This is a genomic window from Priestia sp. YIM B13490, assembly GCF_042787735.1.
GTDB classification, from domain to species: Bacteria; Bacillota; Bacilli; order Bacillales; family Bacillaceae_H; genus Priestia; species Priestia megaterium.
Genome location: NZ_JBHZOT010000001.1, coordinates 420340 through 437150 on the forward strand (window position 1 = coordinate 420340; position 16811 = coordinate 437150).

At 33.6% G+C, this 16811-nt stretch carries 17 protein-coding genes and 1 pseudogene; 12 read left to right on the plus strand and 6 right to left on the minus strand.

The features are described 5' to 3' along the window. Positions 1-24: 24 nt before the first annotated feature. Positions 25-861 carry an alpha/beta fold hydrolase gene (locus ACFX4R_RS02280; RefSeq protein ID WP_280560072.1) on the plus strand — a complete coding sequence of 279 codons (837 nt, stop codon included), beginning with the start codon at positions 25-27 and terminating at the stop codon, positions 859-861. A gap of 353 nt (positions 862-1214) precedes the next feature. Here ACFX4R_RS02280 and ACFX4R_RS02285 read toward each other — a convergent pair whose 3' ends face one another. Both ACFX4R_RS02285 and ACFX4R_RS02290 read right to left on the minus strand, forming a co-directional pair. Beyond that, the gene (locus ACFX4R_RS02285) at positions 1215-1832 is read right to left on the minus strand and encodes a methanogen output domain 1-containing protein (protein ID WP_043980926.1); all 618 of its coding nucleotides are present in this window, start codon (positions 1830-1832) and stop codon (positions 1215-1217) included. A 303-nt stretch (positions 1833-2135) separates the two neighbouring features. Next, positions 2136-3035 carry an alpha/beta hydrolase family protein gene (locus tag ACFX4R_RS02290; protein WP_377568567.1) on the minus strand — a complete coding sequence of 300 codons (900 nt, stop codon included), beginning with the start codon at positions 3033-3035 and terminating at the stop codon, positions 2136-2138. Between the two features lie 210 nt (positions 3036-3245). Between ACFX4R_RS02290 and ACFX4R_RS02295 the strand changes: the two genes are divergently transcribed. The 4 genes from ACFX4R_RS02295 to ACFX4R_RS02310 all read left to right on the plus strand — a co-directional run bounded on the left by ACFX4R_RS02295 (position 3246) and on the right by ACFX4R_RS02310 (position 5390). Continuing rightward, positions 3246-3746: a GNAT family N-acetyltransferase gene (locus ACFX4R_RS02295; protein WP_377568569.1), complete on the plus strand. Its 501-nt coding sequence runs from the start codon at positions 3246-3248 to the stop codon at positions 3744-3746. Continuing rightward, positions 3721-4038, plus strand: coding sequence for a GNAT family N-acetyltransferase (locus tag ACFX4R_RS02300; RefSeq protein ID WP_377568571.1), 318 nt, complete (start codon positions 3721-3723; stop codon positions 4036-4038). The genes ACFX4R_RS02295 and ACFX4R_RS02300 overlap by 26 nt, the downstream gene beginning before the upstream one ends. Positions 4039-4288: 250 nt before the next feature. After that, the gene (locus ACFX4R_RS02305; RefSeq protein WP_098526229.1) at positions 4289-4720 is read left to right on the plus strand and encodes a terpene synthase; all 432 of its coding nucleotides are present in this window, start codon (positions 4289-4291) and stop codon (positions 4718-4720) included. Positions 4721-4871: 151 nt separating this feature from the next. Continuing rightward, positions 4872-5390 carry a GrpB family protein gene (locus ACFX4R_RS02310; RefSeq protein WP_144635288.1) on the plus strand — a complete coding sequence of 173 codons (519 nt, stop codon included), beginning with the start codon at positions 4872-4874 and terminating at the stop codon, positions 5388-5390. Between the two features lie 622 nt (positions 5391-6012). On the opposite strand, the gene ACFX4R_RS02315 is transcribed toward ACFX4R_RS02310, so the two are convergent. Then, positions 6013-6597 carry a LysE family transporter gene (locus ACFX4R_RS02315; RefSeq protein ID WP_377568576.1) on the minus strand — a complete coding sequence of 195 codons (585 nt, stop codon included), beginning with the start codon at positions 6595-6597 and terminating at the stop codon, positions 6013-6015. A 113-nt stretch (positions 6598-6710) separates the two neighbouring features. Here ACFX4R_RS02315 and ACFX4R_RS02320 point away from each other — a divergent pair, with 113 nt between their 5' ends. Both ACFX4R_RS02320 and ACFX4R_RS02325 read left to right on the plus strand, forming a co-directional pair. Then, on the plus strand, positions 6711-7265 hold the full coding sequence (locus ACFX4R_RS02320; RefSeq protein ID WP_028409913.1) for a helix-turn-helix domain-containing protein: 555 nt from the start codon (positions 6711-6713) through the stop codon (positions 7263-7265). Between the two features lie 322 nt (positions 7266-7587). Next, a pseudogene (locus ACFX4R_RS02325) lies at positions 7588-7785 on the plus strand (carboxymuconolactone decarboxylase family protein); the annotation flags it as partial. A 676-nt stretch (positions 7786-8461) separates the two neighbouring features. Here ACFX4R_RS02325 and lepB read toward each other — a convergent pair. After that, complete coding sequence (gene lepB / locus ACFX4R_RS02330) at positions 8462-9016, minus strand: signal peptidase I (RefSeq protein ID WP_377568579.1); 555 nt, start codon at positions 9014-9016, stop codon at positions 8462-8464. 564 nt (positions 9017-9580) lie between these two features. Then, complete coding sequence (locus ACFX4R_RS02340; RefSeq protein WP_377568582.1) at positions 9581-9985, minus strand: hypothetical protein; 405 nt, start codon at positions 9983-9985, stop codon at positions 9581-9583. Between the two features lie 702 nt (positions 9986-10687). Here ACFX4R_RS02340 and ACFX4R_RS02345 point away from each other — a divergent pair. From ACFX4R_RS02345 to ACFX4R_RS02355, 3 genes are all read left to right on the plus strand, one after another. Continuing rightward, positions 10688-10897: a hypothetical protein gene (locus tag ACFX4R_RS02345; RefSeq protein ID WP_043980934.1), complete on the plus strand. Its 210-nt coding sequence runs from the start codon at positions 10688-10690 to the stop codon at positions 10895-10897. A 443-nt stretch (positions 10898-11340) separates the two neighbouring features. Next, positions 11341-12504, plus strand: coding sequence for a DUF418 domain-containing protein (locus ACFX4R_RS02350; RefSeq protein WP_377568585.1), 1164 nt, complete (start codon positions 11341-11343; stop codon positions 12502-12504). A 131-nt stretch (positions 12505-12635) separates the two neighbouring features. Further along, positions 12636-12923, plus strand: coding sequence for a hypothetical protein (locus ACFX4R_RS02355; protein WP_043980937.1), 288 nt, complete (start codon positions 12636-12638; stop codon positions 12921-12923). A 142-nt stretch (positions 12924-13065) separates the two neighbouring features. On the opposite strand, the gene ACFX4R_RS02360 is transcribed toward ACFX4R_RS02355, so the two are convergent. Further along, positions 13066-13938 (minus strand): AraC family transcriptional regulator, encoded by an 873-nt coding sequence (locus ACFX4R_RS02360; RefSeq protein WP_097823028.1) that lies wholly within the window; start codon positions 13936-13938, stop codon positions 13066-13068. Between the two features lie 609 nt (positions 13939-14547). Here ACFX4R_RS02360 and ACFX4R_RS02365 point away from each other — a divergent pair. After that, positions 14548-15945 carry an MFS transporter gene (locus ACFX4R_RS02365; protein WP_323617987.1) on the plus strand — a complete coding sequence of 466 codons (1398 nt, stop codon included), beginning with the start codon at positions 14548-14550 and terminating at the stop codon, positions 15943-15945. 163 nt (positions 15946-16108) lie between these two features. After that, positions 16109-16789 (plus strand): transaldolase family protein, encoded by a 681-nt coding sequence (locus tag ACFX4R_RS02370; RefSeq protein WP_377568591.1) that lies wholly within the window; start codon positions 16109-16111, stop codon positions 16787-16789. Positions 16790-16811: the final 22 nt, after the last annotated feature.

The window sequence follows — 16811 nt, forward strand, 5'->3', positions numbered from 1 at the left end:
CGACTATATACTGGAGGTAGCGAAATGGCAAAAATTAATGTAGGAACAGAAAATGAAGCACCTGTTGAACTATACTACGAGGATCACGGGACAGGAAAGCCGGTTGTCTTAATTCACGGCTGGCCGCTAAGCGGACGGTCTTGGGAATATCAAGTTCCGGCTCTTGTTGAGGCTGGATACAGAGTCATAACGTATGACCGCCGAGGATTCGGAAAGTCTTCTCAGCCATGGGACGGCTACGATTATGAAACATTCGCTGCTGATTTACATCAGCTGCTAGAACATTTGAATTTGAAAAATGTGACGCTAGTCGGGTTTTCAATGGGCGGCGGAGAAGTAGCTCGTTATGTAGGAACTTACGGAACAGATAGAGTAGAAAAAGCTGTATTTGCAGGAGCTGTACCACCATTTCTTTATAAGTCAGAAGATCATCCTGAAGGAGCATTAGATGATGCAGGAATCCAAGAATTTGAAAACGGCGTAAAAAATGATCGCTTAGCTTTCCTTGATGATTTTACAAAAACATTTTTTGGGGTGGAAGACGGAAATGACTTAGTCAGCGAACCATTTCGACTTTACAACCGGGATATTGCAGCAGCCGCATCGCCTAAAGGGACACTAGACTGTATAGCTGCTTTCAGCAAAACGGATTTCAGAGACGATCTAGCCAAGTTTACAATACCTACTCTTATTATTCACGGTGATGCAGACGAAATTGTTCCATTCGAATATAGCGGAAAGCGAACGCATGAAGCCATTTCTGGTTCCAAGTTAGCTTTAATAAAAGGCGGTCCGCACGGCTTAAATGCCACGCATGCACACGAATTTAACGAAGCGCTGCTGTCATTTTTAAAAGACTAAATATAAATGATTATTTTGTAAGTGAAAATCTGACGTATGAATAGGAAAAGCGAAAAGAAGTTGCCGGAGGGCGCTTCTTTTTTATCAGTTCATGCAATTAACAAAGGCATTCTGATCGCTCCAAGGATTCTTTAGGGTGACGCATCTGATTCTTAAGCATAAGATTACAAATAAAATCCCTAAATAGCTATAATAACTTTTACTTTATTTTTTCTGCTTACCATAATAATTAAAATGAGTGATAAAAACAAAGAGCAAACCTTTAATTAAAGGCTGCTCTTTGTTTTGTACGTCTTGTTTTGCTTCTCTAACTAGAACAAAATGTCTTAATAGTTAAGTGTGGTAATACAATGCTATTTACGTAATTCTTCTAATTCCGCAAGAAGGGTTTCAATCATTTCATCGCTTCTTCGAAGTTCTTGATTAAGCATATGAATCGTTTCCTCTTCCCAATTGAAGGGGTTCCCATAAGAAGGGGTAATAGGAAGATCTTCATACACATCTCCATTTTCTTCACTGTGCTTTGTAAAATATATAGCAACTTCACACATTGGATGACCAAGAGCAATACGCTGACGCAAGCTCACTTTTCCATAGCCGAATTTCCGAGCTGCAATTCCTCCAAACACACTAGATGTCATCTTACATAAATGAGGAGCATCCTGTACGACGTCACCAAATGGACATTGAGTAGCGCTTACAACCACATGGTCTGGATAAACGGACACAATTTCAAAGTGACCTCCAATTGAATTTTTAAGGTCAATTATAACTTCTGCATATTCTTCTACCGTCCACTTTTCATGCTTATCGCTATAAAAGTCTTCCATCCATTCTCCAGTACGAATACCAATTTGTTTAATATATTCTTCAGCTACGGGACCTACCGTTTTTTCATGAATCATTGCGTACTGTGTAATAAGTTTAGACAAAAATACATGTCCGCTTAGCTGACCTTTTTTTAAAGCCATATTGTAAATCCCCCTTTTGTTTTGTAAAAGAGCAAAAATATCAATTCAATAGGCAGCACTTTTTCTATATATCTTTATTTCTTAATTATTACAGATTAATAAGATCGCGTGTTATGTTTTTTGAATTTAAAAATATTTTTTTGTAAATACTGGTTTCTTTTTAAAAAGAAAGAAGGAGACTAGCATCATGGACCTTATAGGGAATAAAAATCCCTTAGAAGCTCATCAGTTTCTAAGAGATTTTAACTGCTCTTTCTAGATATAATTGCTTCAAAAGAAAAGGTGGTACAACTCACTAATCTGTTAAAAAGGACGTAATAAAAAGTTCAATATAGTGTTTTGAAGGTCCTCATGAAACTCCTTGCGATTAAAGCCTGCCGGGTCCTGAGAAGGGGGGAAAGAAGGAGATTTCATAAAGTCGGGAAATGGGCTGAGAAATGAAAAATGCCCTCCATTTTCTACAACGATATGCTGAACTTTTTCCTTATCAGAAACGCCATTTAACACAAATTCCCCGTGAAAAGAAGGAGTAATCGTATCCTTTTCGCCTGTAATCATTAAAATAGGTATATTCACGTCTTCAAGAGCGCCTTTTTCCCTGAACCATCCGGCGGCTGGCGCTAAAAGAATAAGTGATTGAACCCGCTTATCATGAGTAATAGATAAACAATAAGGCTTTTGATCAGGAGATTCAGAAGGAAAAGAAGTGGGAACTCCACCTGCTACAGCAAGAGCCGTATATCCTCCCATTGAATGGCCAATAAGAGAAATATTATTTGATTTAATGGATGGAGAAAAGGAACTTTCTTTTAAAAACCAATCGATTACAGTACGTATATGGGTAGGCCGATTTTTTAGGTTATCTATTGTTCCAGACAGCGTATTATCCTCTCGATTATTAAAGAGATGCTGCGGTATTCCTACAATAAAACCATTACGTGCTAAAAACTGGGCAATGGTTCGATAAGCAAGAGGCGTGCTACCATCTCCATGAGAAATAATGACTAAAGGAAATGATCCATCTGAAAGCGGAGCATCTTGCGCAGCGCTTATCGTGTAAGGTCCCATCTTTTCAACTTGTTCTTCTTTATATGTAGGATACATAATAAGGAGAGGCAAGGCGTGTTCATTTGCTTGATCTTCTATATCTACGAATTGACATCCGGCATAAAATGACTGTCTTTCATGTTTTCTTATTTGCACTTATATACTCCTCCTTGCTTTTAACAATCTTTATTATAACAAATTTCTATATGAAATTTTTTTGAGTTAGCTCTCTTGAAAAAGAGTAATTAACCTTTATTTTAATTATTCGTCGGGCTGTTTTTGTATCGATAAAGCACATTATGATAACTAAATTTATGCATGCACTTATATAATGAAGACAGTGATATTTATTAAGGGGGAAATCAAATGCATTGTTTAGAACCAAAAGATTATTACAAGATAAATAACATGTTAGAAGCGTCATTTAAGACTCCTACATTTGCTTTTTCTGTCGTTAATCATGTTATTCCAGGAGCTGTGTACGTAAATGATATGATGAGTCCATCATCAGGATTTCTTAGAATACGTGCAGGTGACTATTATGTATTTGGACAAGGGAATGACGAGGTATTTAATAACTTTCTCTATCGTTATTTTGTTGAGAACGTGTATGGTAAGGAGAAACGGTTTACGGTTTTTACTCCATCCACTGACTGGGAAACTGTTTTTGACGAAACTTTCAAAACGTATGTAAAGAAAATGAAACGTTCTAAGTATAGGTTTCTTCCTTCAAAAGTGCATTCTACGTACAGCTTGTCCAATCCCTATGAGTTACAAGATTTTAACGCTGATTCTTTAAGGAAAAGTGAGAATTTCAATGAATCATATATAGTGGAGTACTGTGGAGTACTGGGGATCAGAGAGTAATTTTCTGAAAAACGGATTAGGAGTTTGTCTAATCCATAGAGAAAAGATTATCGCTGAATGTGTGTCCATTTTTCATAGTGGAACCATAGCTGAAATTGATATTGTGACTAACCCTAACTATAGAGGACAAGGTTTAGGAAAGATAGTGGGCCAGGCGTTTATAAATAAATGTTTGGAAAAGAACGTTATGCCTGCTTGGGATTGCGATAATCACAATAAAGCCTCGAAAGCACTAGCCAATAAACTTGGGTTTTCGAATGAAGAGGATTACGCTTTATATATATTAAAATAAAAAGAGAATGAGACATAAATAAATCAATACAATCTACAGACGAACGAATGGAATGCATGAGCGAATGGCTTGTTACACCGCGGTTGATTCTCGTGCAAGACGTTGCTTTCCGCAGGCGGCCGATAAGCCTTGCCCTCTAATTACCAGCACACAAGATGATTTTACTGTAAACTGAATCCTATGCTCGTTAGGTTTAACAGTATCTACTTTATTAAAATATTCTAAATTAATATTTAAGCAGGGGGAAATTATGATATCGCTTCATAGAGTGTTAAAATTACGTGATTTAGAAATTTTTCAAGTAGAAAGAGAGGGAACTATCTTTTCTTATGTAGTTATTGAAGACACGAGAAAGCCATTTACAGAAGAAGATAAAAAACTAGATCCATTATGTTATATGGAGGAAGAAGATATTAACGCGATTTTAAATGTGTTTAGGATTTCATTAATCAATGATGAAAAATTAAGTGAAGAAGAGTCACTTTTTCTAAAATCGTTCTTTTCAGATTTTGTTAATAATACAAATTTAACGAATTTTATTATTACGGAATATATTCAAGAAGATTTGTATGATCATGACGTTAATATAAAATTTTTCAATAAAATTTTAAAGGATATAGGTTCAAATTATATTATTGAAGAATTTGATGAAATGAACTGGATTTATTTATCTCAAGATTAAAATATAACGATGTGTACTATATACAAAGCTAGTTTACATAAACACTTTTCTAAGAAGGCATATATTATAATTTAGAAGATACTAAGATTTTTGCAATCAATTTAATCCTTTAATATATTGTCCATGTGATAAAGGATTAAGGGGGAGAAAAATGAATATTACAGTAGTTGAACATAATCCAAATTGGAAATACGAATATCTAAACGAAGAATACTCAATTAAGGAAATGCTTCAAAAAGAATTGGTAAATATTTTTCACATTGGAAGTACTTCTATTCAAAACTTAAAAGCAAAACCTATTATTGATATTCTATTGGTAGTTAATGACATTAGAAGGTTAGATAATTACTCAGACCAATTTGAGAAGCTCGGATATGAAGTAATGGGGGAGTTTGGAATCAAAAGAAGAAGGTATTACCGTAAAGGTGGGGATAATCGCACCCATCAAATTCACGCTTTTCAGTATGATAATATTCAAGAGATTGAAAGACACTTATCTTTTAGAGATTATCTTCGTCAAAATCAAATGATAAGCAATGAATATGGAACATTAAAAGCTGAGTTAGCTCATAGATTTCCCAATGATATCGAGGGCTATAGTGATGGTAAGGATGCATTTGTTAAAAGAATCGAAAAAGAAGCGCTTAAATGGCATTGGCTTAATCGTTGAAATTAAAGAAAAAGAGTTAAACTAGTTAATATAATATTGTGTCTCAATACATTGTATACTCCATCAAAGTTAGTTACCATGATCATTCTTTCCCTAATTTATAAAAGAACGATCCCTTAATACACAGGGGGTCGTTCACTTTTTGACTCTCTCATTTATACACGACTTTATACATTGTTAAATTATCAACATTTCTATCACTCGTGAAACTGGAAGACTTGCATGAAAAACACTCTTTTTTATAAATATGGTAGTATTTTATATCTCGTCTTATATCTACCCTGAAATTTTCTAACCTAATTTTTGTGTAGAAATGGGCTGCTGTAGCTAAATATTAAATAACTATTGAAATTTCATAACAAATTAATATTGATCATATTTTATAAAATTAAAAAGGTAAGCAAATCAATAGATACATAAGAGTATCCTTCTCGAATTATGCATAACTGGTCAATTTATATTTTTAAGCAAAATAGTGATATAAAGTACAATATGTACGTTATAACGTTCGAGGAGGGGTTAATATTTCGCATAAGAGAAGTACTGACTCTTCAATAAAACGAATATTTCTAACGTTAAAATGATTCCATTGTTAAAATGGATCCTTAATCAAATAAGCAAGTTATTTGATAAGAATGGAGACTGCACTATACATTAATAATAAAGCCATAACTATATTAAACTGGCTTTTATACTTTGAGAGAAATTTTTGAAAAACCGAACCAAATAAACTCCAACAGAAAGTACTTACAAAGCCCACAAAAGCTAGAAGTAAAGAATACATTATTAAACTAAAATTCGAGTTGTGATATGGAAGAATAAAGGTTGCTATAGCCGTTATACCATACAGAATACCTTTTGGATTTATAAATTGTAAAAGCATCCCCATGAAAAAACTGTTATTCCTGTTTTCATCGTTATTTTTATCATCATCTTTACTCAAAATAATTTTTATAGCTAGATAGACCATATAGATTGCTCCTAAGACCGTCATGAAAAACTCAATTTTTGGTATGGAATTTTGGAGTAAAACATTAAAATAACTACATAACAACATTACTACGAGAAAGCCTGCACCTACTCCTAAACAAAATTTTGTAGTCTTTCTCAAACCGTATTTGTTAGCAAATAACATGGCCATAATATTGTTAGGACCAGGGGTAAAACTGGTCACAAAAATATATAGCAAAAATGATAATAATGGCATATTTGTACCTCCTCTAATATGTATATTATAATGTTCAAAAAGGACGATATAACGTCGTGCTTTTTATTTTACATTAAGGTCGTTATATTGTACATAGTGATAGGAGTGTATTTATGGAGGAAATAAATCTTATTATCGCCAAAAACCTAAAAAATTTTAGAGAAAGTAAGAAATTAAGTCTCGAAAAAGTTGCAGAATTAACTGGGGTAAGCAAGACAATGATAGGGCAAATTGAAAGAGGAGAATCGAGTCCTACAATTACAACTATTTGGAAAATAGCTAATGGATTAAAAATTTCTTTTACTTCATTAATAAATAATCCTCAGCCAGACACCAAAGTCATTTCAAAAACCGACATTCAAATATTATCTGAAGACAACGGAAAATATCAAGTCTACCCTTATTTTCCCTTCGAGGATGATAGGCGCTTTGAAGTTTATTCTGTAGAAATAGAAGAAGGTGGATCTCTAGACGCTGATTCGCATAGGGAAGGGACTGAAGAGTTCATAACTGTCTTTGAAGGCGAACTCACTATAAGTGTAAATAGCAATGAATATACGATAAAGAGTGGGAATGCTATTAGGTTCAAAGCTGATAGAGCTCATTCTTATTATAATCGCGGAAAAACATTAGCTAAATTAAGTATGATTATATATTATCCAGTTTAAATAGCGTTCTTCAAGAACGCTATTTTATTTTTGTATTAAACCGGTACAACTAATGAAAGATTTAATGGCCAACCAATAAAGCAGTGAATCGTTAGATACTATGTAGCTACAGCAGTAAGCTTACCTGTCCAAACAAAAAATAAAGAATAACCCTCTTACTGCAGTAGGAGATCAGCTCGATCCTATCAGCAGGATTGTTATATACCTCGGTCTTTTACTTTATCCAATATATTTAGCATTTGTAATTGCCTTATCTAGAAAAAATAAAAGCCAATAAATAAAGAAACTACATCTTTTAAAATGAAGCAGATGCTATAATGCTGTTACCGTTCGTACTCGAATATGTACGAATGAATCCTTGATCAGCATTGGCAACACCGAACAAATGCCTTTTTATCTGCAGTTGGCAAAAAAGAATGGCGTCACTGAAAAAGAAATGATCGCCTTAATAACTCATATGGCTTTTTACGTGGGGTGGCAAAAGGCATCTGCAGCATTGAATATAGTAGCGAAGCAATAATAACAAAGCAAAATTATGTTTAAAAATAAGGTAGGGCGGTTGACTAGTAGCGGCATAGAAAGTGGAAAGACTACTTCCTATGATTCTTGAATTTTTGTATTATTTAGGTGTTTATGTTAAGTTATGGACATCCTTCTGTTATGTTAGAAAGGAGTGAATTCATATCTTAAAAATAGCAATTGCTTCAATCATTGCAGGCGTTTTGTTTAGTCTTTGTACAAAATTAGTGATGTATACAAGATGGTCCAAGCTGTTTGTAAAGGCTAATGAAGATACTCATAGGCCACTTAACTTTGCTCTTCTGGGGGCTTTATTTACCGTTATTATGTTCATTATGTTTTTAATTGTAAAACCTTTTACATAGGAATAACGTTATAGCTGGAGTTATCAATTATTAATCTTTCATATTTAGGAATAGGTTTTGTAGCTATTTTGCTATCTGCATTTTTGGTGAAGATGTTTGTTGCCAATGATACGCTATCTACCATTTTTTTAGTTTTGATTGCTGCTGTAGGAGCAGCAGCGATTTCTCACTTTCGCAGAAAATATAAGGAAAAATGAATTTAAACAGGAGCTGCAGTTAGTGTAGGGCTTAAAGCAACAATGCTTCATTTCATGTGACGGACTGGAAAAGAAATAGAAAAAGCTCCCTTTCATAAGGGAGCTTTAAAAGATTTTACTTAATCCATTCAAATTCTTTTAAAGGCCAATAAGCTAATTTAGCTTTTCCTACAATTTTGTCTACGGAGATTGTTCCTACTTCAGGTGATCTGCTATCTAAGCTGTACATTCTATTATCTCCCATGACAAATAATTGACCCTTTGGGACAGTTTTGCTGCCTATATAATCTTCAAGTTTAAAATCCTCAGTTAATGGGCCTGTTCCTATTTCTTTTTTATATTGATCTAAATAAGGCTCTTCATATCTTTTACCGTTTACATATAGCGTGTCATTGCGATATTCTACATGATCACCAGGTAAACCAATGACTCTTTTAATATAGTCTTTTTCCTTTGTAGCATGAAAAACGATAATATCAAATCTTTTTATATTATCTGGGTTATTTTTACCCACTTCATTAAGAATAATGTGTTCACTGTCTTTTAAAGTCGGCATCATCGATTCACCGTCTACTACTATAGGTGTAAATAGGTACTCTCTTACCACAAAAGCCAGAATACAGGCAATGATAATGGATTTAATCCACGAAAAAAGCTCTTTCTGTTTCAATTGAAAACTCCTCTACAAGCGTAATACATGTTTAAAAGTATAACATAATATATAGAAATAAACCTTTAATTTAACAATTAAAGGTTATATATGCTAGCATTTACAGCGGAAAAGAAGTAATTAATTCTGAGTATATTGGAAATTCTAATTATGCATATACAGGAGAATTAGTATTTAGTGAAAAATCCTTACTTATGGGTGGCGGTGTAGTAGGAGTTGGACGACAAGAAGACTCTAAAGATAAAGATACAATAAAAAAGGGTTATAACGCTGCTTCGTACTCGGATAAGTATGAATGAACACTTATAAAGAGCAGCCTCGTCATTGGCAAACGAGGCTGCTCTTTAATTTTTTTAGATACTTGTCCTACAAATTTTATTTTTCATCTTCACACACAGAAAAGTTTGTGATACAATTCACATGTGAAGATATCCATAAGGATCTAACACACTCTTGAATGTAAAGTAGAAAAAGCTATTTCACTCCGATGCCAATACGATTGAAATAGCTTTTTTTGCGTTCAGATTATAGATACGAAAAAATTGTTAGCATAATAAGGGAAGTTTATTTTTTGATTCTAACTAATGTTTTTTCAGGCATTTCAATAGCATCTATATCAAAATAATGGATGTTTAAAGTTAGTGCTCCTTTTCGCTTTTCAGCTTCTTCTCCTATCCAACAGCTATACAATTCAAAAAAATCTCCTGATTTAAGATAGTGATCCATCAATCGACACAGTGCAAGTAGTTTCTCTTTTGATTCTTTCAGTCTGCTTTTATTCATATATTCCGTAATTTCAATTCCCCAGTCACTTGACACTTCATAAACATAAGAAGTAGTAAAATGATGTTTTTTTATGTTTAATCGATGCATTTCATCTGAAAAGCAGCTTCCAATAGTAACTATATCATCCAGTTCGTCATTAATAGGTAATTCTACATTCGAACCTATATAGGTGGCTAAACTCATTTGTATTCACTCCTTTTTCCTTCTGAATAATCTATTACATTTCATAGAATGAACCTAATAAAAACCTACATAGTATGATCAAAAAGGTTTTTCCTTAAATTTTATTATAGATGATCAGGTTTTATTCGAGCTTGACTATTATTCTATTTAATATAAAGAGTAAAATTCTAATTTTTATAAAAAGAAAATTAAGAAAAACGTAAGATTTAAGTAAGAGAAAAAAAATTTCAATTTATACAATAACAATATAAATTGAAAAGGGGAAAATAGCAGTATTTTTTCAGATATCTACGACTTGTTTGACGAGATTGAAATGTATAGTATACCTGTTGACAAAGAAGATGGATTTTGGGCGTTCTATAAAACTTCCGCACAGGAAATATAGGAAGGTGAAACAAAAGCCATTGTAGAATGGTTTGTAGAGTGTCGAAATAAGGCAGACGGAAAGGGTAGTACGTTATCTACCTATTTTAGTTTTCATGATTATGATACATGCTATGATTTGCAAAATGATAAGTGGATTACGGATGGAGATAAATGGGAGGGTTAAACTCTAGCATTTGTTCACTCTTATGTACGGTCATTTAATAAGAGGTAGAGCAGCAAGGAATAGATCTTGATGATATGCTTTACACAGAGATGAGGCATCAGCTTTTTTATATGAGAAGGCTGCCAATAACAATTATAAAAGGAGGGACGTAAATGAAATTTGATGTAGCTGAATTAGTTGAAGCAAAACGTCAAATTGATTCAACTTTACATAAACTCAGACAGACAGTAAAAACGTTTGAAGGTAAAGAAAACGCTGATAGATATAAATCTCAAATCACCTTAGCTAAAAGACGGATACAAGCATTCGAAATTTCAGTGGCTCTTATTGAAAGGGAGATAAACGAACTTTCTAAAAGCTAGATGCTAGCTTTCAGAAAGTGTGTATTCAACAACGTTATTTACCTTATGAATTACAAAACGTCGGAAAACGCTATATCACAGTAACAGCATTTTAATTCATCTTCAATTGTCGCTTAGAGTGGAATATTTTTAAAAAAGAAACCTTGAAAATACGAGGGTTTCTTTTTTTGTAATTAGTACTCTGCAGACGCGAGTATACCTTTTGGCTAAACTTGTTTCCAAAGCGGGCAGTATTTGCACTTCTCAAAACGTATCCACGCTTTCTTTATCTCACTAAAAATAATTCATTCATTTATTTAAAATATTTAAAAATAAGGGTTGAAGGTGACGCAACGTAATCTAATATAGTTGAACTATGACATACCAAGAAGGAGAGTAATAAAAATAAACAATCCTTTTTAGGAACGTTATTAGAGTAAATGTAATGGATGGAGAGATGAGAAGTGAAGAATAAAGAACGAATTCGCTCTTTAGATATATTAAGAGGATTAGCGATTCTGGGAACACTAGGAACGAACATTTGGCTGTTTGCCTATCTGGGAGATATAAATTATATATTTACTTTTACCCATAACAAATGGTGGTTATCAGGAGATGATTTTTTAAGAATCCTTTTTCTATCCTTAATTAACGGGAAATTACTCGGCCTCTTAGCTATTATGTTTGGTGTTGGTTTAGAACTGAAATATCAGCAATCAAAACGATTAAATCAGACTTGGCCGGGAAGGTACATATGGCTGTCTTTAATATTATTAACGGAAGGGCTTTTGCACTTTATTTTTGTCTTAGAGTATGACATTTTAATGTCTTATGCAGTAACTGCCATTGTCGTATCGTTTATCGTAAAAATGCGGAAGACGATGATACGAATAACAATGATTAGTGCAGCAGTGATTCATCTTTTCTTTATAGTACTTGTGTTCTTAGGTGTGCTAACTAACTCAATAGGAGATGAGCTAGTTGCTGTCCCAAAAGAAGTGGTGAACCTTTATCAACATGGATCATGGATGAATCAAATGCAGTATCGACTTTTTCATTTTTGGGAGCTGCGCACAGAATCAATTTTCGTCATTCCATTTAATATATGCATGTTTTTAATTGGTGTTTTACTAGTGAGAATAGGAGCTTTTGACAATAATTCCAATGGTATTAATATCAGAAAGAGGATGATGAAGGCGGGACTTTTAGTTGGGCTACCTCTAAACCTATTATTATTTGTTCCTGGAGGATACTTTGATTTTCCAGTGAGGTATGTATTTGCCCCTATTTTATCGCTTGGATACATGGGAGCCATTAGTTTCCTAATTGAAAAATTTCAGGACTTTTCATTATGGAGGGTTTTAGAAAAAGTAGGTAAGATGTCTTTAAGTTGCTATGTGTTACAGAATGTTTTAAGCTCAATTTTATTTTATGGATGGGGCCTTGGGTGGGGTGGACACCCTCGTTCATTCTTCGTCATTTTTGTTTGGATACTAATCTGTTTGTTTCAAATTTTATTTGCTACTTTGTGGCTTCATTATTTTAAAATGGGTCCTATGGAATCAGCGCGCAAACGCTTAGCCAGTTTAGTTATAAAGAAAAATATAAAGAAAGATCTTAAATTGTAAGTCAGCTTCTTTTTGATGAATATAAAACATGTTATAAGAAGCAAAACTTTCACATAGAATGTTATGTTAAAGTTATATTAGATATTGATAATTTTAACCAATTAATAGTCCGTAGAGGAGAATTAAAGAAAATGGCTAACTTTTTCTTAATACTTATCGGATTCTTTATTATCATTTCAAATATCGTTGGATTTATATCCTACAAAAAAAAGAAAAGTTTATACGCTGCTGCTTTTACAATATTGATACTGGCGGCTTTATTTGGGGCAATAGGCGGTACATTAGCACTGTTGATCATTAGAGACGCTTTTGCCATATTTTATGGTTTACAAGTTGGATACTACTTACTTATAAATAGCGCAATTGTTCTGTTACTGGCAGTTATAATTACAGTTATAAAACAATATAACAATAAATAAAAAATTTGCTTAGTACGACTTATACTTCGTAAGTTTATAGTTGTCATAACCAGCATTACAGAAAGCTATAAATTAAAAAAAGGGAGATTACATTTGTGGACTCCCTTTTTCTTATATTAAAATATTTATTATTGAATCAGCATTATTTTTTTGATACTGGTATCCAAATCTCACTTTTAAAAGTCGGTGAGGTTACATCCTTATGTTCATTCCATAAAATTTCTGGTCCCTCTACTTGTTCGTAATTTGAGGATGGAAACCATTCGGAATAAATCCGTCCCCATACATCTTGTAAAGTATCAGGAAATGGCCCAACGGCTTCAAATACAGCCCATGTCAAAGCAGGTACTTCAAGCTTTATTAAATTATGGGGGCAATTCTTGGTTGTTGCTACCCCGATGTAATGATCAAGCTCCCCCTTTTCCTCCATTCGTCCTTCAGAAAAATTTACAGACGCACTAAGCAGCCCTAATGGTTTAACATTAGAAAGTTTTTTTAGTTTATCTATTGTTTCATCCTGTAAACTTTCCCACATAGCAGCAATCTTTGGGTTAACTCCGTGAAAAATTATAGGAACTCTTTCTTTAATGCCGACTATACGAAATGCCTCTTTTTCTTCAATTCGATAGTTCATTTCATCTCCTCCTTTAATCGATAGCTGGAAGGTCATGGGTGGATAAGCCTTAAGTGAACGGCCATCCTTTTTGGCTTCTGAAGGGCTTATACCATGCAAGTTTTGAAAAGCTCGTGCAAAAGAATCCGGTGAGTTGTATCTGTATTTAATCGCAATATCGATAACCTTCACGTTCTTATCTTTAAGTTCGAATGCTGCAAGAGTAAGTCTTCTTCTGCGAATGTATTCTGACAAAGTAATACCTGCAAGAAAAGAAAACATTCTCTTAAAGTGATACTCGGAGCAAAGAGCTAGCTTTACTACTTCTCTAAAATTTATATCGTTAGTTAGATTCTCTTCAATATAATGCAAAGCTCTGTTCATATTTTTAAGCAAATCCATTTTTATGACCTCCCTTATTGTCAGAATAGCAGGATTCAAACAATGCCATCCGACATTTTATGCACAATTATGTAGGTTTTTTCTCTATTCTAAGCTATATATGATATCAAAAACTAGTACACATAAATTATTCTTTCTGGCACACACCCAAAAAAATCCCTTGGTGGGCAAGGGGTTCAATGAAGCTATAATTTCCGTTATATACAGATCTTTATCCATCCTCGATATAACGAGTTTATTCTCTTTCTCGAATAGCCCAAAGGTAGATGTTGATATACTTTCTACCTGTCGCTCAAAATTGTTAACGAGGAGTTTATAAGGATAGGGTAGACTTACTCCTCAAGAGATAGCTATAGAATTTTTAGAATTATTTTTCCTCTTTTTTTAAAATAAAATAAAAAAACACTTGATAATTTGTATGCGTTTTCATATTATAAGTAAAAAGGTAGTAACTTTTTTTGAAACATTGTGATGTTATGAAAAGAGAGGTGATTTTAGTATCAACCTAGAGGAGATTATAAGTTTGGAAGTGTATCAAGGTTATAATCTCTTATGTGATGCATGTTTAATGTGAAGTCTTAAAATGTGTTAAACAAAGGGGGAGAACTTATGGGACAGCCATTGGTTCAAAATGTAGAACATTCAATTAATACGCCTAAGAAACTAAGACTTAAAGAGAAGGTTGCTTATGGATTGGGAGATGTAGGAAATAACTTTATGTTAGACTTGGGTCAAATTTATTTGCTGAAGTTTTATACCGACGCGTTAGGCTTGCCTTCTGCAACAGCAGGTTTAGTATTTTTAATTACGAAAATATGGGATGCGTTCGCTGATATTACAGTAGGTACTTGGATTGATAATCGAAAGAAGATAGGTCCTAAAGGCAAATTTAGACCATTCTTTCTTTATGCTGCAATACCGCTTGCTTTGATAACAATAGTCAGCTTTACTAATCCGGATTTTTCACTAACCGGAAAGATTATATGGGCATATGTAACGTATATGGCATTTGGAACGATTTATAGCATTTCAAATATTCCTTATGGATCAATGGTACCTGCGATGACAAAAGATCCTGTTGAAAGAGCAGAAATGGCATCATTTAGACAAGCAGGCTCAAATTTAGGACTTCTTATTACAACTGTAGGATTTATGCCGATTGTCTTAATGTTTAACAATCAATCTACTGGTTATTTAGTGGCTGTATCTATTTTTGCATTTTTGGGTGTTTTGTTACAAGTCTATTGTTATGCCAATGTAAAAGAAAGATATGTGTATGAAAAACCCCAAAATACAAATGTGAAGCTGAGTGATAGCTATAAAGGGCTTTTTAAGAATACGCCTTTACTAATTCTTTGTTTAGTTAATTTGTTTACCTTTTCAGCTTTTAACGTAAAGCTTGCTGTACAAGTTTATTTTTGTCAGTACGTATTAAAAAACGTAGCAATCGTTCCTTATATGGGCTTTTTCAGTATTGGTTGTGTATTTATCGGCGTGGCAATGGTTCCTTTCATGGTCAAAAGGATTGGAAAAAAGTCTACGTACATATTGGGGTGCGCGATTTGGGCTGTAGGAGATATTTTAGCTTATGTTTTTGCAGATAACGCAGTGATTTTTATTACATTAGCTTGCTTTGCTTTCTTCGGAAGCTCATTTGTAAATAGTTTGAACTGGGCATTAGTTTCTGATGCTGTAGAGTATGGCGAATGGAAAACTGGCAATCGATCTGAAGGTGTCGTGTATTCTTTCTTTACTTTCTTCCGTAAACTTTCTCAAGCGCTTGCAGGCTTTATTCCTGGTGTTGTGTTAGGGATAGTGGGTTACGTTCCAAATGCGGTGCAGAATGCAAATGTGCTGCAAGGAATTAGAGGATTAATGTTTATTTATCCAAGTACATTAGCCATTGCAACGATTATTGTAATGTTTTTCTTTTATAAACTTTCAGATGATAAATACAATAAAATCGTAGCGGATCTTTCTAAAAGTAAAAATAGAATACCAATGTAAGATGATAGGTAAATTGGACGAAATACAAAATTAATTTAATAATCTAGCAAAAAGTACTTGAAATATTGGTGGCGTTTTCATATTATAAATACAAAGGTTATTACAAATTATATAAAGGTTATTATCTTTTAGGGGTAATAGTCACTTAACTGGAGGTATAAAGATGAAGTATTTTTTAGATAGTGCAATTTTAGAGGAAATTCGTTACGCGTATGAAAACTGGGCAATTGATGGGGTTACAACAAACCCTCGTCATATTATGAACAGCGGTAAGCCATTCTTAACGATTTTAGATGAATTTGCAAGTGAGTTTAAAGGAATCGAAAATTTCCCAATTTCAGTAGAAATCAATCCTCATTTGGATAATGCCAAGGATATGGTAGAAGAAGGGACAAAGATTGCTAAGTTATCGTCAAACTTTGTTATTAAAATTCCATGCACAGAACCTGGTTTAATTGCAGCAAAGGAATTTGAAAAAGAAGGTATTTCTACTAACGTCACTCTTGTCTTCTCGCCATCACAAGCACTTCAGCCTGCAAGAATTGGTGCTAAATTTGTATCTCCATTTGTAGGTTGGAAAGAAAATAGCGGGGACGATACAACTCAATATATTCAGGATATTGTGAATATCTATAAAAACTACGATTACAACACAGAAATCATTGTTGCTGCTTTACGTAATGGTAAACAAATTGTAGATGCGGCAAAAGCTGGAGCGCATATTGTGACCTGCGGATTTGATGTATATAAAGAAAGCTTCCAGCATGCGTTCACAGACTATGGATTAAACAAATTCCGTAATGCTTGGGATAATACAGTTACAGAAGCTCCTGTCTTAAAATAAACATATGTATTTTATAAAAGGC

Coding starts and splice junctions, on each gene's coding strand:
- ACFX4R_RS02280 (WP_280560072.1), top strand. CDS start 25: ATGGCAAAAATTAATGTAGGAACAGAAAATGAAGCACCTGTTGAACTA.
- ACFX4R_RS02285 (WP_043980926.1), bottom strand. CDS start 1,832: ATGGCTTTAAAAAAAGGTCAGCTAAGCGGACATGTATTTTTGTCTAAA.
- ACFX4R_RS02295 (WP_377568569.1), top strand. CDS start 3,246: ATGCATTGTTTAGAACCAAAAGATTATTACAAGATAAATAACATGTTA.
- ACFX4R_RS02305 (WP_098526229.1), top strand. CDS start 4,289: ATGATATCGCTTCATAGAGTGTTAAAATTACGTGATTTAGAAATTTTT.
- ACFX4R_RS02310 (WP_144635288.1), top strand. CDS start 4,872: ATGAATATTACAGTAGTTGAACATAATCCAAATTGGAAATACGAATAT.
- ACFX4R_RS02315 (WP_377568576.1), bottom strand. CDS start 6,597: ATGCCATTATTATCATTTTTGCTATATATTTTTGTGACCAGTTTTACC.
- ACFX4R_RS02320 (WP_028409913.1), top strand. CDS start 6,711: ATGGAGGAAATAAATCTTATTATCGCCAAAAACCTAAAAAATTTTAGA.
- ACFX4R_RS02340 (WP_377568582.1), bottom strand. CDS start 9,985: ATGAGTTTAGCCACCTATATAGGTTCGAATGTAGAATTACCTATTAAT.
- ACFX4R_RS02345 (WP_043980934.1), top strand. CDS start 10,688: ATGAAATTTGATGTAGCTGAATTAGTTGAAGCAAAACGTCAAATTGAT.
- ACFX4R_RS02355 (WP_043980937.1), top strand. CDS start 12,636: ATGGCTAACTTTTTCTTAATACTTATCGGATTCTTTATTATCATTTCA.
- ACFX4R_RS02360 (WP_097823028.1), bottom strand. CDS start 13,938: ATGGATTTGCTTAAAAATATGAACAGAGCTTTGCATTATATTGAAGAG.
- ACFX4R_RS02365 (WP_323617987.1), top strand. CDS start 14,548: ATGGGACAGCCATTGGTTCAAAATGTAGAACATTCAATTAATACGCCT.
- ACFX4R_RS02370 (WP_377568591.1), top strand. CDS start 16,109: ATGAAGTATTTTTTAGATAGTGCAATTTTAGAGGAAATTCGTTACGCG.